Consider the following 20717-nt stretch of genomic DNA (forward strand, 5'->3'; position numbering starts at 1 on the left):
ATGCTGTGAGACAAGAGAAACGTCTTCTCTCACAACATGGGCCGAATAGGCTGAATCCAGCACCAAGGGAGGACAGGATGCGAGATTCGATGCCAGACTATGTCGACAGCTATCGTACAAACGGGTTCGTGGCTGGGTTGCCGGTGTTCTCAGAAAGCGAAGTCGCAGAACTGCGCCGCCAGATCGAAGCGCTTGAAGCAGACCATGCTGATGGGGCCGGCGGCTATGATCTGACGCAGTTCTTTCGCGTCAATGGTCACGTGGTGATCCCCCTTCTGGCCGGGCTTGCCCGAACACCGGCCATTCTGGATGCGGTTGAAGGTGTTCTTGGGCCAGACCTGTTGGCCTGGTCGGTCGAATTGTTCATCAAAGAGCCCCATAGCGCTCAGACAGTTTCGTGGCATCAGGACATCACGTATTGGGGGATGGGCGAAACCGATGACGAGGTGACCGCTTGGGTCGCGCTGTCCGACGTTTCCGTACAGGCAGGATGCATGCGCTTTATTCCCGGCAGCCACAAAGGCGGGATCGCCGAGCATGAGGACACCTTTGCCAAAGACAATCTGCTATCGCGCGGACAATCCATCACAAGCGTCGATGAAAGCAGAGCCGAACATGGTCCCTTGAAGCCTGGCGAGATGTCGCTGCATCACGGGCGCTGCTTTCATGCCTCGGGCGCAAATGCCAGCGATGATCGTCGGATCGGCCTGGCCATCCGCTATGTGACACCGGCGGTGCGCGAACATGCACCGGGGCGGGACTGGGCGATGCCCGTGCGTGGCGAAACCCCGGCGGGTGGCTGGGAATGTATCGCAGGCCCCCGCGGGTTGTTTCATCCAGCCGATCTGGCACTCTATCAAAAGATTCTCGCGGGTCAGGCGTCAACCCTTGCCGCAGGTGCCGAGCAGGCAGTCGGCCTATATGCAACTGGAGACAACACATGAGCGAAACGGTCAGTTTCACAGCAATGAAAGACGGCACCAAAGAAGACTACGAGCTGCTAGAGCGGCTCGAAAAACCCTTCCTTGCGCTGACGGCAGACCGGGTGCTGGACGAACTGCGCCGTGCGGGCGAGGTCACGCTGGAGGGCTACCCGATCACCCGCCTGCAGCACGGTTTGCAATCGGGAACCCGCGCGCTCAGAGACGGCGTTGATATCGATTGGGTTGTGGGTGCGCTGCTGCATGATATCGGCGACGGTCTGGCCCCACAGAACCATGACCGTATGTCCGCCGAGGTGATCCGACCTTTCGTTCGATGGGAGGTCTCGTGGACCGTCGAACATCACGGTATCTTCCAGACGCTCTACTATGGGCACCACTATGGATGGGATCGCAACGCACGCGAACGGTATCGTGATCACCCGCTGTTCGACACCTGCGCTGCCTTTTGCGAGCATTGGGACCAGTCCAGCTTCGACCCCGACTACGCCATGGAGCCGTTAGAGACCTTTGAACCGATGGTACGCGAAGTGTTCGGACGCACAGCCTATGATCCGGACGTCATCCGAGAAAATGAAATCACCGATCTGCCCGGTCAGTTGAGCAAAGACCAGAGTTAAATCTCGTTGCGCGGTGACGGGTTAAGGAAACCGGTTCTGCCGGACGTCTGTTTTGGCCCGCGTTTTACCGGGGGCTGGCAGTCGCGATAGCCCATTTTGTCGGCCAGATGAACGCTAATGTCGTAAATCTTCAAGTTCAGGGTAGAATGATCGCTCTACCCTGAGGCATGACGAACACTCAACTTCAGATCGCGCGGACTCTGGACCGCCAATTTTCGGAAATGGGCTTTGCGACGCAGGGGGTCGAGGCGTTGCGCGAGGGGGCAAATGTCTCATTGCGGACGCTTTACAAGTATTTTCCCAGCCGCGAGGCAATGGTGATTGGAGCGCTGAACCATCGGGATGCGGCGTATTCCGAATGGATCGGTCAGGATCAGGCCAAGGGTGCGGATCATGTTATGCATGTGCTGGTGCGCCTGTCCGATTGGCTGCGCGATGTGTCCAACACCGGCTGCCTGTTTCGGAACGCACTGGCGGCCTATCCCGAAAGCCAGCCCATCCGCGCGGCGGTCGAGACGCACAAGGCACATGTCCGCGACATGTTCCGCGCACGGCTGACCCGTGTCGCCCCCGACAGCGATATCGAAGCGCTGTCCGAGGCTCTGTTCATCCTGCACGAAGGGCTGACCGAAAGCGCCCGGCTACTTGGCGTTGAAGCTGCAACCACCGCAACGATGCGCTGCGCCCGCGCGCTGTTGGCCGACGCCAATATTCCATAGGCCGGCGCTCCATCCGGCGAACGACAAAGGTACCGACATGAAGATCAAGGAAATCCACATCTACGCACATGATCTGCCGGTCAAGAACGGCCCCTACACCATGGCCAATGCCGAGGTCTGGGCGCTGGACACCACGCTGGTGAAGCTGGTGTCTGACGATGGCATCGAGGGCTGGGGCGAGACTTGCCCGGTTGGGCCCACTTATGCAGAGGCGCACGCAGGCGGGGCCCGCGCCGCACTGACTGAGATGGGCAAGGGTTTGGTTGGGGCCGACCTCTGGCCGGTCGCGTTGCATCATAAGATGAACGGGCTGCTGAACGGGCATAACTATGCCAAGGCGGCCATCGACATTGCCGCCCATGACCTGATCGGCAAAAGGCTGGGCGTCAACGTGGCTGACCTTCTGGGCGGGGCGCAGACGGATCGGGTGCCGTCCTATTACGCCACCGGCGTCGGAGCCCCGGACGACATCGCGCGTCTTGCGCGGGAAAAGCTAACCGAGGGCTATCCACGCCTGCAGATCAAGGTTGGCGGACGCCCTGTCGAAATCGATATCGAGACCATCCGCAAGGTTTGGGACGTCATCGGCGGAACTGGCACGCGCCTCGCGGTCGATGGCAATCGAGGGTGGACCACGCGCGATGCGCTGCGCGTCAGCCGCGAATGCCCGGATGTGCCGTTCATCATGGAGCAGCCCTGCAACACATATCAGGACCTGCAAAAGATCCGCCCCCAGGTGACGCATGGCATCTACATGGACGAAAACAGCGTCGACCTGAACACCGTGATCTCGGCCGCCGGGACCGGGCTGGTGGATGGGTTTGGCATGAAAATCACCCGGATCGGCGGCCTTCAGAACATGCGCACCTTCCGCGACATCTGCGAGGCGCGTAATCTACCGCATACCTGCGATGACAGCTGGGGCGGGGACATCATCGCCGCCGCCTGCACGCAGATCGCATCCACCGTACGTCCGACGCTGATGGAGGGCGCATGGCTTGCTGCTCCGTACATCGAGGGCAACTATGACCCCGAAAACGGCATCAGGATCGAGGGCGGCCACATTCGGCGCCCAACCGGTCCAGGCTTAGGTATCGCCCCGGATGAGAGCTTATTCGGCGCGCCCGTCGCCTCTTTCTAAGGAAAGCCCCCATGATCCCCGAAACCATGCACGCGGTCCAACTGACCGGCCATGGCGGTATCGAGATGCTGGACTACCGCTCGGACGTCCCGGTCCCGAAGCCGGGGCGCGGAGAAGTTCTGATCCGGGTCGCTGCCGCGGGAGTGAACAACACCGACATCAACACGCGGATCGGCTGGTACTCTAAGGCTGTCACCGAAGACACCAATACCGGCGGTGCCTCGGGTTTTGAGACGGTGGACGATGACGATGCCAGCTGGTCGGGTACGCCCTTGACCTTCCCTCGCATTCAGGGCGCCGATGTCTGTGGCTATGTTACCGCCATAGGTGATGGGGTCGACCCGGCACGCATTGGTGAGCGTGTGATCGTGCGCAACATGCTGCGGACTTACGTCGACTACCGCCCCTATGAATGCTGGACCATCGGCAGTGAATGCGACGGGGGTTTTGCGCAATTCTGCGTCGCACCTTCGCAGGAAACCCACGCGGTGAATTGCGACTGGGAGGATGTAGAACTGGCCGCCATCCCCTGCGCCTATTCAACAGCCGAAGGCATGCTGCACCGCGCCAGCGTCGGGGCCGAGACCGTGCTGGTCACCGGTGCCTCGGGCGGTGTTGGTTCGGCTGCGGTACAACTGGCGAAACGGCGCGGCGCGCATGTGATCGCGCTGTGCTCACCCGCAAAGGCCGAGGCCGTTCGGGCTTTGGGCGCCGATCGCGCGCTGGACCGCAACGCCGATCTGGTGGCTGAACTGGGTGAGGGCTCGATCGACGTGGTGGTCGATCTGGTGGCCGGTCCGCAATGGCCCAGCCTGCTGGACGTGCTGCGCCGGGGCGGGCGGTATGCGACCGCCGGGGCCATTGCCGGGCCGATCTGTGAAATCGACGTGCGGACGCTCTACCTCAAAGACCTCACCTTGTTTGGCTGTACCTTTCAGGAGGACATCGTGTTCGAAAACCTCGTGAAATACATCGAGGCAGGGGAAATCCGCCCCGTCGTCGCCAAGACTTACCCGCTCAGCGAGATCGCGACAGCGCAGGAAGAGTTTCTGACCAAAACACATACCGGGCAGCTGGTGCTGATCCCGCCGCAGGTGGCCTCATGAAAATCCGTAAGATCGAGCTTTTTGAACTGCATCTGCCCTATGCGGGCGGCTCTTACGAGCTGTCCGGCGGGCGCATTTACACCGGGTTTGACAGCGTCATCGTCTGTATCACTGCCGATGACGGGACCGAGGGGTGGGGTGAATCCACGCCCTTCGGCCCGAACTACATCGCCGCCCATGCGCGGGGTGCCCGTGCCGGGGTCGAGGAAATCGCGCCCTATCTGATCGGTCGTGACCCGCGCGATGCGGACCGGATCAATGATGCCATGGATGAGGCGCTGCTGGGCCATAACCACGCGAAATCGGCCCTTGATCTGGCCTGTTGGGACCTGTTCGGCAAATCGGTTGACCTGCCGGTCTATAAACTGCTGGGCGGCGCGACGGGCAATCGCCTGCCCGCGATCAGCTCGATCTACGCGGGCACGCCCGAGGACATGCGCGCCCGCGTCGCGCACCACCGCGCGATGGGGTATATGGGTCATTCGATCAAGGTCGGCGCGCTGGATTCCGAAGGCGGCCCGGCGCTGGACGCCGAACGCATCGCGGCCTCATTGGCGGATCGGCAACCGGGTGAGTACTTCATCGTTGACGCCAATGGCGGCCTGATCCCGGAAACCGCGCTGCGTATGCTCCGCGCCCTGCCGAACGGGCTGGATTTCGTGCTGGAGGCCCCCTGTGCCACATGGCGTGAGACGCTTTCCCTGCGCCAGCGTTGCGACGTGCCGATCATTCTGGACGAGTTGGCGCAAGAGGATGGCGATATCGCCAAGCTGGTGGCGCTGGACGTGGCCGATGGCATCGGGCTGAAAATCTCGAAAGCCGGGGGGCTGACCCATGCCCGCCGTCACCGCGATATCTGCCGCGCTGCGGGGCTGACGATCAGTGTGCAGGACACGGTGGGGTCGACCCTGTCTGCCGCGTCGATCTTCCATATGGGTGCGACTGTGCCCGAACGGCTGCTGCGCTGCGTTCTGGACCCGCGCGACATGGTGACGATCCAGACCGGGGCGTTTGACGCCCCAATCGAAAACGGTGGCGTTCTGCCGCCCGATGCGCCGGGCCTTGGCGTGACAATGAACAGGGACCTGCTGGGGCAGGCCGTCGCAATCTGGGAAGACTAAGGCATGTTTCAGGACAAAAACGCCCTCGTCACTGGTGCGGCCGGAGGGATCGGGCAGGCCATCGTCAAACAGCTACGCGCGCAGGGCGCTCGGGTCGCGGTTGCGGATCGCTCGACCGACGGCATCGCGGCCGAGGCGCATCTGCCCGGCGATCTACTGGACCCGGCCTATTGCGACCAACTGGCTGCCAGTGCGCAGCAGGCTTTGGGCGGCCTCGATATCGTCATCAACAATGCCGGCGTCATCACGCGCGGCCCGGTGACCGAGACCTCGGACGCCGACTGGACCCTGTCCTTAGGAGTAAATGTCGAGGCTCCGTTTCGGATTTGCCGCGCTGCCATTCCACTGATGGCCGAGGCGGGCGGTGGAGCCATCGTCAACACCGCTTCGTGTTGGGGCGGCAAGGCGCCGGGGCCGAACCATGCGCTTTATTGCATGACCAAGGCGGCGATTGCCTCGCTGACCGAATGCATGGGGATGGATCACGCGCATCAGGGCATCCGCATCAACGCTGTCTGCCCGAATGAGGTCGACACGCCGATGCTGCGCTCGGGCTTTGCCAAGCGCGGGTTTGATCCAGACGAGGCCGTGACTGAACTGGGTAAGACCGTGCCTCTTGGGCGGATCGCCGAGCCTGAGGATATTGCCGATGTAGTCCTGTTCCTCGCCTCGGATGCGGCGCGCTATATGTGCGGCACGCTGGTTGAGGTCAATGGCGGGAAGCCGGTCGCATGAGGCGGTTTAAGGGCAAGGTTGCGCTGGTTACAGGCGGGCGCTCCGGGATCGGGCAGGCCATCGCGGCACGGCTGACGGAGGAGGGCGCGCGCGTCTTTACCGCCCAGCGTGGTGGCGATGATCACTTCGAAGGGATCGCAGCGGATTTCACCGACCCAAACGCGCCGGCACAGGTGGTGGCCGAGGTCATCGCCCGCGCCGGGCAGTTGGACGTTCTGGTCAACAATGCCGGGATGATGCAGGAGGCCCGCGTCGAAGAGATGACGTTGGATGACTGGCAGAAAAACCTGACCGTCAACCTGACTGCGCCCTTCCTGATGATCCAGGCCGCTTTGCCCCATCTGCGCAAGACAAAGGGCAGTATCGTCAATACCGGCTCGATCGAGGGGCTGGGCAGCAATCCCGGCCACGCGGCCTATTGCGCTTCCAAAGCCGGGCTGCACGGGCTGACCCGCGCCGTGGCGGTGGATCACGGGGCCGAAGGTATCCGCTGTAACGCGATTGCTCCGGGCTGGATCGACACCGAGTTGAACCTCGACTTTGTCGACTCAATGCCAGACCCGGATGCGTTTCGCCGGGATATAGGTCAGATTCACCCGGTCGCGCGCACCGGTAGGCCCGAAGAAGTGGCCGCATTGGCGGCGTTTCTGGCCGCCGAGGAAAGCGGCTTTATCACTGGGCAGATCTACACGATCGACGGGGGGCGGATGGCCCAGTTGAGCTTGCCCAGATCTTCGCGTCTCTGAATCAATCAGCCAGAAAATGCACACCGGTGCCTGCCGCGTGAAGTGGCCGCTCGACGTGGGGTTCATGGATGATTACCGAAGCGCCTCTAACTGCATCAACAATTCAGAGCTGACGCCAACACCCTGCGCGGTTGAATGCGCACGGTTTTTCAATCGACCGTCGCCGGGCACACGGGCGGCTCCGTTACCGTCAATCTCGGCGCAGATGCGCCTGACATAGTCATCGAACGCCGCATTGCCGAAGCGCTTGGGATCAATCGCGATCAGAGTTGCGCCGCCTTTGATGTTCAGCGCGCCATGTGCTTCGCGATCCGCGTTGTCCACCGAAAGGGTACCACCAGCCAGCGCCGCGCCGAGGACCTCGATCAGGAAAGCGATCGCCGCCCCCTTATGCTCGCCAAACGGTAATAGGCTGCGGGTCTCAAGAATGGCGTCTGGGTCGGTGCTGGGTTGACCCTCGGCATCAAGACCGGCAGCACGCGGAAGGTCATGCCCTTCGGCAGCAGCCAGTTTGATATCCATCAGCGCCACCATTGATGAGGCTTGATCCCAAACCACCGGTTCAGCGCCCTCGCGCGGACAGGCGAAGGACATCGGGTTGGTCCCGAAGACGGGACGCACGCCGCCCTGCGGCACGACCATGGACAGCGAGTTAACGACGCCCAAAGCGACCAGACCCGCCTCGGCCAGTGGACCAGTATCAAAGCGCAGCGCGCCCAGATGGTGGCAATTGGCGCAGGTAAAGGCCGCGATCCCATTTTCGCGCGCCAGTGCGATCAGCTCGTTTTGCGCCGCCAATGCAGCAACCTGATAGAACCCGTTATCGCCATCGCCGCGCAGCACGCCAGGCGCAATGCGGCTGATCGTCGGCGCGGCCGCCGGGTTGGCATAGCCCGATGATAGGTATTGCACATAGACCGGCAACAACCGCAGCCCGTGACTGCGTGGGCCATCGCGTTCAGACATCTGTACAAGCTCTGCAATAACCTCCGCGCTATGCGCATCCAGACCCGCCTTCAAAAGCACAGATTTGGCCAGTTCCTTGACCTCTTCGAGTGAGAGCGTTTTCGTCGAGCCTTCGGTCATCTTGTTATCCTGTCCTTGCGTGGTCAAAAGGGGCACCTAGATGCCCCTTCTATCGTGTCAGGCGCTGTATTCCGCGCGTTTTTTCGCGACGAACGCGTCCAGCGCGCCGCGCTGATCGTCGGGCATCGGCGGCTGAACATAGGTTCGCAGCATCCGCTCGGCCTCTTGCGTGCCCACGGTTTCCGCGGTTTTTGAGCCCTCAGCCTCCCACTGTTCAAAACTGTCGTTGTTTTGCAAGTGGTTCATGTGCATCGGATTTTCGCGTGTATGATCTGTGCCCAGGAAGTGCCCGCCGGGGCCGATCTGATCGATGTCGCCCAGCAGCGCGTCCAGATTTTCATCCTGCAACCCGCTAAAGAAGCGGTGGAAGTTCTCCAGCTGCAGCGCATCCTGTACCCATTTCGAATAGCTGACGCCCAATGCACCCTCAAGAAAACCAGCCGAATGCACGATATAGTTCGCACCCCCCAACAACACTGGCCACATGGTGTTGGCTGTGTCAAACGCGGCCTGCATATCCGGGGATTTCGATCCCGTCCACATGGTGCAGGTTCGCCATGGCACGCCGTAGAAGCGTGCCATCTGACCCACCAGCAGGTTCATCAGACCCGGTTCGGGTGAACCCATCATCGGCGCGCCGGTTTTCATCGACACACCCATGATCGCCACGCCCAGTACCATCGGTGCTCCGCGTCGGATGATCTGGCTATAAGCCATCCCCGCCAACGACTCTGCGATCAGAAGCGCCACACCGCCCTGAGGGCTGGCCGGAGTGCTGGCCCCGGCCAAAACGAACGGGGATAGCAGACAAGGCTGATTGGCAGCCGCGTAGACCCGCAAGCTTTGCAACATGGTCTCATCCCAGACCAATGGCGTGTTGCAGTTCAGCAGCGCGGCCATCACGACATTGTCGTCGACAAACTCCTCACCAAACACGATGCGCGTCATCTCAACCGAATCCCGCGCGGCCTGTTCTGACAGGACCGAGCCCATGATTGGTTTGTCGGTCAGCGTCAGTGCGGCGTGAACCAGTGCCAGATGACGCTGCGGAACCGGGACGTCCTGTGGCTCGACCGGCAGAATACCGGGCACCATCATCGACTGACTCATCTGGCTGAGCTTGAAGAAGTTATGCGCATCCTCCAGCACAGAGGGCCGTCGCACCCCGTCGAGACCGTAGACAAACGGCGCACCATAAGCATTGGCGAACACTGAATACTGGTTCCCTACCCGCAACGAGCGTTTGGAATTGCGCGCCGCATAGCCCCATTCGGACGGAACCGCCGAGATCAGGTCCATCAGCATCTCGCGCCCGATACGGACCCGTTCGCCCTCGACATCTGCACCGTATTTCTTCCAGTCAGCGAGAGCGACGGGATCACGAAATTCAATGCCCGTGGTTTCAAGAATGGTCATCGCGGCATTGTGGATTTTCTCGACCCCTTCCGGGCCAAGCAGATCGATCGGACCGACCTTCCGGTTCAGCGTCGACAGATAAACCGGGGGCGGGTTGGTACGGGCCTGAACCCGCGCCGCACGTCCACCACCGCGGCCCGAGCGAGCTCTGACTTCTGCCATATCAAATCCTCCGGATCAGGCGCGCGCACGGGCGCTGGTTGGGTCGACGGCACAGGTGTCGATCACCTCGGCGTCGCGCATTTCATTGTGAACCAGCACCTGCATTCTGGTGCCCGGCGCTGTCATGCCCTGCGGCACCAGCGCCATCGCGATGTCGTGGTTGCAGTAATACGAGAACCCCCCCGAGGTGACGCGCCCGATCAGGTTGCCATCGGCATAAACGCCTTCGTCAAACATCACCGAGGTATCGCAAAACGGCAGTTTCAGCGTGACCAGTGTGTTGTATCCGCCCTGCTCCTGCTGCTTTAGCAGCGCGGCTTTACCGATGAAGTCCCGCTCGACCACCTGCCCGCCGATCTTCTCGGTCATAGCCACGAACCGGCCCAGATCGGCTTCATACGGGGTCAGGTCCTTGCAGATCTCGCGATTGATGGCACGGTAGGATTTCTCGAGCCGCATGGAGTCAAGCGCTTCTAGGCCGAAGGGTTTCACACCCGCCTTCAACAGCAAATCGACAAGGTGACGGTTATAGCCGACCGGATGGTGCAGCTCCCAGCCCAGCTCACCAGTGTAGGACACGCGCAGCAGGTGTACGCCCTTGGCATAGCCCACCTCGCCCATTTGCGCCGAGAGCCACGGAAAGGCCTCGTTCGACAGGTCATTATCGGTCAGCGGCTGCAGAATATCCCGCGCCTTGGGTCCGGCCAGAGCGATCACGCCCAGCTGTTCCGAAACATCCTCGACCACGACCGAGCCATCGCGCGGCAGCACGCGCTGCAGCTGATCCCAGTTGTAGGCGCGCCAGTTCGGGGTGGAGATGAGATAGAAATCATCCTCGGCGTAGCGCACGATGGTGTATTCCGCATCCATTCCGCCCTTGTCGTTCAGCATGAGCGACAGGGTCATCCGCCCCACCTTTGGCAGCTTGTTGGCCATTAGACCATCCAGCCACTTGGCCGCCCCCGGCCCGCGGACGGTGAATTTGGTCATCGGGGACATTTCGATGAACCCGGCCTCTTCCCGTGTGCGGCGCACCTCTTCCTGCACCCGTTCCATGTGGTTGGTGCGGCGGAAGCTGTGTTCCGGGATAGCTTGTTCCGGCGTTTCAGCGAACCAGCGCGGGAATTCATAGCCGTTAAAGCTGGTCCAGACCGCACCATGGGCGGTCAGCAGATCGTATGAGCCTACAGTCTTCATGGGGCGCGCATCAGGAAAGTCCTCGCCCGGGACATGCGCATCCATATGGGTGCCCCATGTCTCGCGCACCTTGTCCATGGTCCAGCGCTTGGAGGCATAGTCCGAGAACCGGCGCGGGTCGAGCTCGGACATGTCCATACCCGGATCGCCATCCACGATCCATTTGGCCAGACGGTTGCCCACGGTGCCGCCCCAGAGGATGCCTCCGGGCATGCCTTCGGCCAGCCAAAGGTTCTCGTGCCCCGGCGCGGGGCCGGCCAGAGGCAGTTCATCCGGGGTCATCTGGAATGGGCCGCGGGTGTTGGCCTTGATGCCAACCTCGCCCAGGGTCGGCACCCGTTCGATGGCGCGCTCCCACTGGGTTTCCACCGCGTCGAAATCCTCGGGCAGCAGATCCGCCCCGAAATCGGGCGGCACGCGATCTTCGGCAAACAGTTTGAGGTCTTTGGTAAACTCATAAGGCCCGAATTGGATGCCGCCCACGTCCTCGCGCAGATAGGCGCCGTAATCCTCATCCCGCAAGATCGGAAATTCGGGCAGTCCCTGCGCCTTGCGCTCTTTCAGCAGCGGCACCGTCTCGGTGGTCCAGTATTGGTGCACGATCGGGATACAAGGTAGGTCCAGCCCCACCCTGCGCGCGTTTTCACGGGCATAGTTCCCGGTGGCAAAGATCAGGTGTTCACAAGTGATATCGCCCTGATTGGTGGTGACTTTCCAATGACCATTGTCCAGCTTCTCATAGGCCTGCGCCTCAGTGTTCTGATAAACCTTGGCGCCTGCATCGCGGGCCAGCTTGGCGAGCGCCATGGTGATATCGGCCGGGTTCACATAGCCGTCTTCGGTGTGCAGGATGCCACCGCGAATATCGGGGCTCTGGTTCAGCAGAGGGTGAACCTCAGCGATTTCCTCGGGCGTCAGCAGTTTGCAGGGCACACCTGCGGCTTCGGCGATCGAGATATAAGACTGGAACTCATCCCAGCGTTTCTGCGTATTGGCGACCCGCAGCTGGCCCACCTTTCGCAGCCCGACCGAACTGCCCATCTTCTCTTCGACCTCGGTATAGATGCGGATGGTTTCCATCGTCATCTTCGACACGTTGTGCGAGCGTACAAACGTCACCAACAACCCCGCCGCATGCCAGGTCGAGCCCGATGTCAGGGTCGTGCGCTCAAGCATCACTGCGTCCGAACATCCATGCTCGGTCAACCCATACAAGATCGAGGCCCCGACGCACCCGCCGCCGACAACCACAACTTTCGCATGCGACTTCATCTTGTTTTCCTTCAAAAGCTCATTGGCAACACCCACGTCACCACTGGTTTCATATTTGCACGGAGGTCGACCGGCACCTTATCACAACGCCGTTTGTGAATGCGGATTATTCTGAGTGATACGGCACTTTACGCAATTGCAAAAATCTCATCTTGCATTAACTCAAGTAATGCTGAACGCCGCACCGCAATTGAAAATCAAGATGCTGTGATGCTTGCCATGCGAGGTGAAATTGCCCAAACGGCCTTACAACATGCCCCCCATGACCTCACTGGTCAGCTTTGAGGCCGCCGCACGTCATGTCAGCTTTAAAGCAGCAGCAAAAGAGTTGAACGTCACCCCTGCAGCGGTCAGCCATCAGGTCAAAGGTCTTGAGCAGGAGCTGCAGTGCGACCTGTTCCACCGATTTCATCGCGGGGTCGAACTTTCTGAGAGCGGCGCTTATCTGCTGGTTGCGCTACAGCGCGGCTTTGAAGGGATCAATGAGGCGATAGGCCAATTGCGAGCGCATCACGGCCGCTCGTCCGTCACAATCCGATCGACGACGGCGGTCAGTTCGCTTTGGCTAACCCCGCGGCTGGCGCAGTTCTGGAAACGCCATCCCCATATCTCAGTGGCGCAAATTGTCAGTGATCAGGATATCAGCCCAACGGATTGCGACCTGAGTATCCATTACGGGCACATGGATCAGGATGTCGGCCTCTGTCGTGCCTTGTTTCACGACCAGATCATGGCTCTTGGCAGTCCACGTTTTGCCGAACAGCACCAGATCAAGACCGCCGCAGATATTGCGCACATCCCCCTGATCTATCTGGAAGCGACGGACAGCGGCTGGACCGACTGGCAGGAATGGCTGCGCGCACTCGGTCACACAGCACAGTTGAACGCCGCACATCGAGTCAACAATTATGTCATCGCGTTGCAGGCGGCGCAGGACGACATGGGGGCAGTGCTGGGATGGGAAGGGTTAACGGCTGAATTGGTCACAGCGGGCAAGCTGGTAAAGCTGATACCCGAAACCGTTTCCTCGCCGCTGGATTTCTATGTTATTCTGCACAACCAGGCCTCGGATCGCGCGCGCGTGCTGTTTGACTGGCTGTCCGAGGCCGATCACCCCGAGCGTCAGAGGCCGATAGTTTGGAGTGGGGCATGACGCGTCGGCCTCCTCCACCGCGGAGGCCGTTTGGGCCTACCCTCTAGCTGTTGGGCGACGCAGACCGGACCGCGACCCAGGATCGCGTTCGTCCAATCGGTCGCTTCAAGCGACAGATAGTATCTGTCGGGCGCAAAACGGTTGGGTCGCGCAAAACGGGCAGCTGCACTGGCCTTGAACGATTTGCATTCGTATGCGATTTTAAAAGGCAGCGCCGGATGGGCCCAGTTAGCCTTATTTGGCGCTGTTCAAGTTCAGCTTTTGATCGAAACGCTCAATCAACCAAGAGAATTGACGTTCATCATAAAAAATAACCAGCATACGTATGCGATCAATTGATTCGAGGTTCTCATGACGAAAGATGCATCCCCAGCAGCCAAGACCATCGCGGCACAATCGTCCAGCAGCGCCACCCACATTCGCTTTCGCCCATTGGGTGACGAGCATATGCCGCAAGATTTTTCGATTTCGCTCGAGGATTATCGGCGGGGCGGCACGCGGGAGTTTCTTGACAAAGAACCTGAACACATTGCCAGCCAGCCGATGCGCGGCTTTGAACCCCGGTTCAAGAACATCGTAGACTATATCGTCCGCATCACCCACCAGATCTGGGAGGAAAAGGACATCGGCTATATCTACGATACCTACAGCCACGATTGCCGCGTCTGGGACGATATCGGCCTTCAATACGGGCGCGATCAGATCGTCGCCGACACGGTTCACACCAATAATGCAATCCCCGATGTCCGCCTTGTGGCGGATGAGGTAATCTGGGCGGGCAACGACGATGTCAGCTTTCACACCTCGCATCGCACGATGATACTGGGCACGAACACCGGCTACTCTCGATTTGGTCCTCCCACGAACAGGCCGTTGCGACTGCTGTGTATTGCCAACTGCGTCGCCCGCGAAAACGAAATCTATGACGAGCACGTGGCCTATGACACCGCGGCGCTTGTTCAGCAAATGGGGTACGATGTGGCCGAAACCGCCCGTCGCATAGCCTCTGAGCGCACGCAAGGCCCGTTTGCACCCAATTATGCGGCCAGCGACACCAACCGTCTGGCCGGGCAAGCTTTTCCCAAACGCCCGACTATTCCTGATGTTGTAGATGGCAATGTGCGCGAGTTCGTAGATGCTGCGTTCGAAAGCATCTGGAACCGGCGCAACTTCAGCGCAATGGACCGCGTTTATGCACCGGACGTTGTCTTCGAAGGCTCAACCAGCCGTGTTTATCGTGGCGTTGGTCAACTCCGGTCGCACATCATGTCGATGATCGCAATGTTCCCGAACATCCGGATATCGGTTGACGATATCTATTGGATGGGCAACGCCAAAGACGGCTATTTGGTTGCCGTACGCTGGGGCGGTGTGGGTGCGCATCGCGGAAACGGCGCCTATGGCGCACCAACCGGAAAAGAGGCACATATCTGGGGCATTACCCAGTGGCAGATCAAAGACAACAAAGTCGTCAAAGAATGGACCGTATTCAATGAGTTCGGCATCTTGATGCAAATTCTGAGCGCTTAGCGCCCCGGAGTCCTGCCAAAGCACACAAAAGACCCCCGGGAGGGGGCTTTCTGGTTTCATCAAATTTTAGCAGCCGCGCATGTGCGGAATACGCGCCAACACATCCAGCCCCTGCTGCTTCCAGAAATGCAGCAGGTCTATGAATATCCAGTTTTCGGTCAGCTTATCGCCCGACCTGCGATACATATCGATAACCCGCATATCGGCCGGTTTGCCGGTCGCAGGCATGCCCATAAACCCTCCGGTCGGGGTCAGCGTCAGGTTTGGCCACCCAAAGAAACCGCCAAAGCTGCCCTCGGCGATCCGGGCAACATGCCCGTTAAAGATGCGATCCGCAAAACCATCACGAAACGGCCCCGCATGCTGCTGCGCATAGCGTTCGATGGTGTAGGTTGCGCCGATCCCCGTAGGACCCCACCAGATCATATCGTCGTTCCAGCTGCGCGGCAGTTCCGTCAGCAGGCCCTGTTCTTCCCTGCCCTTCCAGTCGCGAATATCGTTGATCATAAATTCGATAGCAGCCAGCGTCTTGCGGCCTTCGTCCGGATCCTGCGGGTCGAACATGACCCCATCATGGGTCATCGGGCCCGGCTGAACCAGCTGCGCGCCGGTCTGCGGCGGAAACGGCTGTAGTCCCGCCTGTACCATCAAATGCGGAATATCAAAGAACATCGCGGTATCGGTGATGCGATCCCCTTCGATCCGCATGAACTCGGCGTAGCGCAACATTGCAATTTTGTTCGTCGGCGGAATGCAAAGCCAGGGCGCATCGAACAGGCCCATCAGGTGTCCCATGGACGCGACCCAGATGCCCCCATCCTTCAGATGATTTTCGCCCGCCATGAACAAGTCCAGCCTGCGCTGCATTCGAGTCAGAGAGCGCTGCAGCGGAATCCAGAACTGCTCCGCCACCTCAGCGGGATCGTGGATTTCGTTGAACGGATGATACCCTCGCCAGATGGCCCCGGGAGCGCAGTAGGCTTCAAGTGCCTTGGCGGGGTCCGCTTCAATCGCGGCGTAGTAATCGCGCACCAGTGATTTTGCGCTCTGGAGGTCGGTCATTCAGAGTGGTCCCAACAAAGTAAAGACATTTCTTCGGCTGACCCCCGGCCCGATCTCTGCGACCGGGCCGGGGTGTCGGATGTTAGCCTTTCACGGCGCCTGCCGTCAGGCCGCTTACGATCTGCCTCTGGAAGAAGAGAATGAGGAAAAACAGAGGAACCAATGCACTAACGGCGGCGGCGACAGCGAACATGACGTCGCCCGTTTCACGCACAGTTCCGAGGAAGCTGTTGATTTTTGGAACCATAGTCTGATTTTCGGAACTCAGCAGCACCGCACCAATTGCAAAGTCGTTATAGGCCAGCAGAAAGCTGAATAGCCCAGTGGTAATCACGCCAGGCCACATCACAGGAATGATCACATACCGGAAAGCCTGAAAGCGGGTGCAGCCGTCTACCATGGCACTTTCATCCATGTCCTTGGGTATGTTCAGAAAGAACGAATGCAGCATCCAAAGCGTAAACGGCTGGTTAATCGCGACCAGAACCACAATGGTCGTCCCCAGCTTACCCCAAAGGTTCCATTCGAAGAACGGCAACAGATAACCCGACACCAGCGTTATGTGTGGCATCGCGCGAAAGACGAGTGCGATCATAAGCAGCCAGAACGCGTAGCGGAACCCAGAGCGCGCCAGCGCGTATCCCCCGAGCGTGCCGAAGGTGAGCGAGATTATGACCGTAAAAAAGACCACAATCGCGGTGTTGATCGTGTTCCGCCAGAACTCCTGTTCAACCCAGGCTCCGTAGTAGCCCGCACCCGTGAACGCACTGCCGGTCTCAGCTGTGGTCATGACGCCATAAATCGCGTTGCGCCAGTCTGTTTTCGAGAAGAAATCAGCCTGAACTTTGAACGACCCCCAAACCGTCCAGAGAAACGGACCGGCGGCGATTAAGATCCACAGGACAACGAAACTGGTGGTAAACCAGATCAGCCCGCTCGAGCGTCTGTTTGCAACAGATGATGCCATGGTCAGGTCCTCTTCCGGTTAAAGTCGCGCCAGGTGCGGATAAGCACAGGGGTCAGCAGGATCGACACCCCGATGATTGTCAGGATCGAAGTCGCCCCGGCCGAACCGAACAGTTGTACATCGCCACCACGCAAGTCGTTGTAGATAATCCAGGATAGCGATGTCGCTTTGGCCGAAGCCGAGAAGGCGACGATTGGTTCAAACACCCGAAAGTTGTCCATCAGCTGCATCAGCGTGATGAACACAACCAACGGCATCATGTAGGGCACAACCACATATCGGATCGCCTGCCAGCGCGAGGCTCCGTCAATCTTGGCGGCCTCCAGCGTTTCACTGGGAACAGTTTGAAGCCCTGCATAGAAAACAATGAAGCTGAAAGGAGTCGAACTCCAGATTCCATAGACGATCAGCATCATCCAGGTCAGCGGGGTAGATGCCTTCAGCGACAGGTTCGGATCGTCAAATATCCGCTGAAGGGTGGCACCTATGATGCCATCCGCATCAACCATCCAGAACAAGATCAATGCGCCGATCAGCGGAGTAACAATCATCGGCAGCAATGAGACGAAGATTGTCGGGCCTTTGAGCATCCGAGGCAGCGTATTCACGGCCAATGCAACACCCAGACCCAGGAAAATCACAAACGGTGTCACAACCGCAGTATAGGTCAGCGTAAAGAATAGCGCCTTATAGAAGGGCAGGTTCATCAACTCGCCAACAAAATCACCGAATGTCTCGGTGGTGTTCCACGCCACCCCAACCTCTTCAAACGCCAGATGCTTGCGATTGGTATAGGTGCCCAGGCCGTTGAAACGCCCCAACGGTGCCTCTTCCCGCAGGGCATTCGTCGCCTCCTGATCGACTTGCAGGACTGTATCGCAGTTGAAGGGACCGCAGTTTTCAACCTCGACCATAACCTGTTCATGTTCGACAAAGAGCGATTGAACGGTAACCGAGACAATCGGCAACGCAATGAACAGCAGCATCGCAGCCAGAGATGGCAGAATGAACCAGAAGAAGGCGCGGTGTTTCATAAGACCATACCCATAGTGTCAGCTGGAAATGCAGGACAGGATGACCGGGGCCGCATCAGCAGCCCCGGACAGATGCGTCAGAGGTATCCGGCTTCTTTTGCCGCTGCGATATAGGCCGCCTCGATATCAGCAAGGGTCTGCTCGGCACTCTCGTTGCCTTGCAGGAAATCGGGCAGTTCTTCGTAGAAGGCCTGATGCAGAAGCCCCATATAGGGCAGCATCGGATATGGCTTGGCCCCGGCAGACGCCGTCGCCGCAACACCGGCAGCGGCCGGGCCCGGCTTGTAGGAATCCATCAGCCATACCGCGGCGTCATTATTGGCTTCGACCATCTTTTCCGAGATGCCGTGGACCATGGCAATGAAGGTCGCCTCGGCATCTTCATCCGAGATATTTTTCGCGATTGTGAAACCGTCCCACCACAGGGTCGACGCTGGCACCGACCCGCCAGCAACGCTGGGCGCGCTCACCAGAACGGTGTTTTCTGCCACACCCGGCTCGGCCCCGTCACCGCTGAGGATTTCACCCCCGCTGGAGCCCCAAAGCTGAGCCATCGCCAGATCACCCGACTTCCAGATCGGAACCACCGTCGCAGTATTGTAGGTCAGGAAATCAGGGTTCGACAGCGACACCAGTTCTTTGAGCATGTTCAGAGTGGCCACACCGGTTTCATTATTCACCGCAGGTTCAGCCGTGCCCGGCTTGAAGAACTCGCCCCCGTGGCCGAGATACATGTTCACGAACTCTTCACCCAGGTTCCAGTCGGACATGCTCAGGATCGCAAAGGGGTGCTCCATGATGCCAGCGTCGCGAATCGCTTTGCCGGTTTCCACCACTTCCTCCCATGTGGTCGGAACGGGCTTGCCCACCTGATCGAGAATATCCTGACGCAGGAACAGGTGCTGCGCATTTGCCATGAAGGCAATCGCCATGATCTGTCCGTCAATTGTAATCAACTGGTTCTTGCTGAGGCTCTGACCATGCTTGGCAACCAGGTCATCCAGCGGCCGCACCAGTCCCTCATTCAGCAGCGGAACGATGGAAGAGTTCGCAACGATCACCGACGTATACTCGGCCGGGTTCGCGGTCAAAGCCTGGACCTGAAAGTTTCTGAAGTCCTTGTTGTGGTTAGCCGCAACAGTGGCATCGCCGGTTGCGCATTCGGCTGCGGTCGATGTCACCGCACGCAGCGCCGGGAAGTCGTTGGCCAACACATTAACGTTGCCGCTGCTGATCTCGCATTCGGCGTAAGCTGCCGTCGCCATCATCGCAGCGACAGCGCCGACTGCAAAACTCTTGATAAGAGACATAACTCATTTCCTCCGGTTGGACCCTGTTATCCGGGCGGACGCCCGTTTTTCCCTACCTTGACCTAACTCTAGTCAAGTTTGTGCATTCGCATGCATCATTATGCCCACAATTTTCAATGTGACAAGAATTTCCTTCACATCTCGCAATTCACTCAATTTTATGATTATATAACGACCTGTAAGCGCCTAAATATGCCCATCAAACGATCCCTTGCAGAAGTTCTGCTTGCATAACTTTAGATTCGCTGGCAGTTTTTTGGGCACGAATGCAAACTACGTGGAGCGGTCATGGCCGAGATTCAGCTAAAGAACATCTCCAAGCGTTGGGGATCATTTATCGGGGTCCATAATTTCGACCTTACGATCGCAGACAAAGAATTTCTGGTCCTGCTTGGCCCGTCTGGCTGCGGCAAGACAACAACGATGCGGATGATTGCAGGGCTCGAGGATATCTCTGAGGGGGAAATCACTATTGACGGTCGGGTCGTCAACGATCTGGACCCCAAGGACCGCGATGTGGCCATGGTTTTCCAAAGCTACGCGCTTTACCCCAACCTCGACGTTTACGAGAATATTCGCTTCCCGCTGAAAGTGCGGAAAACCGATCCTTCGACTCATGATGCGCGCGTCAGGCGCGCGGCTGAAATGGTTGAACTGACGGATTTCATGCACCGACGTCCTGCGGAACTTTCCGGCGGGCAACGGCAGCGTGTCGCCTTGGCCCGCGCGATCGTGCGTGAGCCGAACGTTTTCCTGATGGACGAGCCGCTTTCGAACCTTGATGCCAAGCTTCGGGTGTCGACCCGTCATCAGATCAAGAACCTGAGCCACGAACTTCAGGTCACTACAATTTATGTGACACACGACCAGATCGAGGCAATGACGCTGGCGGATCGGGTTGTCGTCATGAACAAGGGCATCGTGCAGCAGGTTGGTACCCCGACAGACATCTACGATGCGCCCGCTAATACATTCGTTGCCAGCTTCATCGGCAGCCCCGCGATGAACCTGCTGGACGGCGAAATCTCGGATGGTGTCTTTGTGGGCGAGAATGTTCGCATCGAGGGTCTGCCCAGCGGGCCAAGTGGGAAAATCACATTGGGTTTCCGTGCAGAGGACGCACAGATAGATCCCAACGCCACTTCATCGGCACCTCTCTATTCACTCGAATTGCTGGGTGATGCGACCATCGTGACGCTGCGCCTTGGCGGCACCATCGCCTCTGTGCGCGCCGGCAAGGACTATCGCGCCGAGATCGGCAGCCAGACCTCGGTCAGCATACCCGCAGAGATCTGTCACCTGTTCGATGCCGAAACAGGCGAACGTTTGGACTGAAATATCAGGAAACTGCGCATTCGAGCTTTGCCAACCAGGCCAGCTTGCTTCTGCGCATTTGAAA

20 protein-coding genes are annotated in these 20717 nt (G+C 59.2%); 13 read left to right on the top strand and 7 right to left on the bottom strand.

Annotated elements, in window-relative coordinates:
- Positions 1-77 precede the first annotated feature (77 nt).
- The 8 genes from ACR3EN_RS17805 to ACR3EN_RS17840 all read left to right on the top strand — a co-directional run bounded on the left by ACR3EN_RS17805 (position 78) and on the right by ACR3EN_RS17840 (position 7129).
- Complete coding sequence (locus tag ACR3EN_RS17805; protein WP_480843191.1) at positions 78-944, top strand: phytanoyl-CoA dioxygenase family protein; 867 nt, start codon at positions 78-80, stop codon at positions 942-944.
- Positions 941-1561: an HD domain-containing protein gene (locus tag ACR3EN_RS17810; RefSeq protein WP_480820653.1), complete on the top strand. Its 621-nt coding sequence runs from the start codon at positions 941-943 to the stop codon at positions 1559-1561. The genes ACR3EN_RS17805 and ACR3EN_RS17810 overlap by 4 nt, the downstream gene beginning before the upstream one ends.
- Before the next feature lie 167 nt (positions 1562-1728).
- Complete coding sequence (locus ACR3EN_RS17815) at positions 1729-2280, top strand: TetR/AcrR family transcriptional regulator (RefSeq protein WP_480820651.1); 552 nt, start codon at positions 1729-1731, stop codon at positions 2278-2280.
- 37 nt (positions 2281-2317) lie between these two features.
- The gene (locus tag ACR3EN_RS17820) at positions 2318-3421 is read left to right on the top strand and encodes a mandelate racemase/muconate lactonizing enzyme family protein (RefSeq protein WP_480820649.1); all 1104 of its coding nucleotides are present in this window, start codon (positions 2318-2320) and stop codon (positions 3419-3421) included.
- A gap of 11 nt (positions 3422-3432) precedes the next feature.
- The gene (locus tag ACR3EN_RS17825) at positions 3433-4527 is read left to right on the top strand and encodes an alcohol dehydrogenase family protein (protein WP_480820647.1); all 1095 of its coding nucleotides are present in this window, start codon (positions 3433-3435) and stop codon (positions 4525-4527) included.
- Complete coding sequence (locus tag ACR3EN_RS17830; RefSeq protein WP_480820645.1) at positions 4524-5648, top strand: mandelate racemase/muconate lactonizing enzyme family protein; 1125 nt, start codon at positions 4524-4526, stop codon at positions 5646-5648. The genes ACR3EN_RS17825 and ACR3EN_RS17830 overlap by 4 nt, the downstream gene beginning before the upstream one ends.
- A gap of 3 nt (positions 5649-5651) precedes the next feature.
- Complete coding sequence (locus tag ACR3EN_RS17835) at positions 5652-6383, top strand: SDR family NAD(P)-dependent oxidoreductase (protein WP_480820643.1); 732 nt, start codon at positions 5652-5654, stop codon at positions 6381-6383.
- Positions 6380-7129 (top strand): SDR family NAD(P)-dependent oxidoreductase, encoded by a 750-nt coding sequence (locus ACR3EN_RS17840; RefSeq protein ID WP_480820641.1) that lies wholly within the window; start codon positions 6380-6382, stop codon positions 7127-7129. Before ACR3EN_RS17835 ends, ACR3EN_RS17840 begins: the two co-directional genes overlap by 4 nt.
- Before the next feature lie 72 nt (positions 7130-7201).
- Here ACR3EN_RS17840 and ACR3EN_RS17845 read toward each other — a convergent pair whose 3' ends face one another.
- From ACR3EN_RS17845 to ACR3EN_RS17855, 3 genes are read right to left on the bottom strand one after another with little or no spacing between them, the layout of a single operon-like run.
- The gene (locus tag ACR3EN_RS17845) at positions 7202-8251 is read right to left on the bottom strand and encodes an Ldh family oxidoreductase (RefSeq protein ID WP_480843189.1); all 1050 of its coding nucleotides are present in this window, start codon (positions 8249-8251) and stop codon (positions 7202-7204) included.
- Between the two features lie 21 nt (positions 8252-8272).
- Entirely contained in the window at positions 8273-9793 is a 1521-nt protein-coding gene (locus tag ACR3EN_RS17850) for a trimethylamine methyltransferase family protein (RefSeq protein ID WP_480820637.1), read from the bottom strand.
- A gap of 15 nt (positions 9794-9808) precedes the next feature.
- Positions 9809-12262: a GcvT family protein gene (locus ACR3EN_RS17855; RefSeq protein ID WP_480820636.1), complete on the bottom strand. Its 2454-nt coding sequence runs from the start codon at positions 12260-12262 to the stop codon at positions 9809-9811.
- Positions 12263-12361: 99 nt separating this feature from the next.
- Here ACR3EN_RS17855 and ACR3EN_RS17860 point away from each other — a divergent pair, with 99 nt between their 5' ends.
- The 4 genes from ACR3EN_RS17860 (at position 12362) to ACR3EN_RS17875 (ending at position 14945) form a co-directional block, all read left to right on the top strand.
- Complete coding sequence (locus tag ACR3EN_RS17860; RefSeq protein WP_480918470.1) at positions 12362-12547, top strand: hypothetical protein; 186 nt, start codon at positions 12362-12364, stop codon at positions 12545-12547.
- The gene (locus tag ACR3EN_RS17865; protein ID WP_480820635.1) at positions 12525-13415 is read left to right on the top strand and encodes a LysR substrate-binding domain-containing protein; all 891 of its coding nucleotides are present in this window, start codon (positions 12525-12527) and stop codon (positions 13413-13415) included. The genes ACR3EN_RS17860 and ACR3EN_RS17865 overlap by 23 nt, the downstream gene beginning before the upstream one ends.
- A gap of 141 nt (positions 13416-13556) precedes the next feature.
- The gene (locus ACR3EN_RS17870; protein ID WP_480843187.1) at positions 13557-13754 is read left to right on the top strand and encodes a hypothetical protein; all 198 of its coding nucleotides are present in this window, start codon (positions 13557-13559) and stop codon (positions 13752-13754) included.
- A 12-nt stretch (positions 13755-13766) separates the two neighbouring features.
- A complete protein-coding gene (locus tag ACR3EN_RS17875; RefSeq protein WP_480820634.1) occupies positions 13767-14945 on the top strand; it encodes a nuclear transport factor 2 family protein in 1179 nt (392 codons plus the stop codon).
- Between the two features lie 66 nt (positions 14946-15011).
- Here ACR3EN_RS17875 and ACR3EN_RS17880 read toward each other — a convergent pair whose 3' ends face one another.
- The 4 genes from ACR3EN_RS17880 to ACR3EN_RS17895 all read right to left on the bottom strand — a co-directional run bounded on the left by ACR3EN_RS17880 (position 15012) and on the right by ACR3EN_RS17895 (position 19318).
- The gene (locus ACR3EN_RS17880) at positions 15012-16007 is read right to left on the bottom strand and encodes an ester cyclase (RefSeq protein ID WP_480870426.1); all 996 of its coding nucleotides are present in this window, start codon (positions 16005-16007) and stop codon (positions 15012-15014) included.
- A gap of 82 nt (positions 16008-16089) precedes the next feature.
- Positions 16090-16974, bottom strand: a complete 885-nt coding sequence (locus ACR3EN_RS17885; protein WP_480820630.1) for a carbohydrate ABC transporter permease — start codon at positions 16972-16974, stop codon at positions 16090-16092.
- 2 nt (positions 16975-16976) lie between these two features.
- Positions 16977-18008 carry a carbohydrate ABC transporter permease gene (locus tag ACR3EN_RS17890; protein WP_480820628.1) on the bottom strand — a complete coding sequence of 344 codons (1032 nt, stop codon included), beginning with the start codon at positions 18006-18008 and terminating at the stop codon, positions 16977-16979.
- 77 nt (positions 18009-18085) lie between these two features.
- On the bottom strand, positions 18086-19318 hold the full coding sequence (locus tag ACR3EN_RS17895) for an ABC transporter substrate-binding protein (RefSeq protein WP_480820626.1): 1233 nt from the start codon (positions 19316-19318) through the stop codon (positions 18086-18088).
- Positions 19319-19606: 288 nt separating this feature from the next.
- Here ACR3EN_RS17895 and ACR3EN_RS17900 point away from each other — a divergent pair, with 288 nt between their 5' ends.
- Positions 19607-20653 (top strand): ABC transporter ATP-binding protein, encoded by a 1047-nt coding sequence (locus ACR3EN_RS17900; RefSeq protein ID WP_480820624.1) that lies wholly within the window; start codon positions 19607-19609, stop codon positions 20651-20653.
- Positions 20654-20717 lie beyond the last annotated feature (64 nt).

This window comes from Ruegeria sp. G7 (assembly GCF_056535465.1).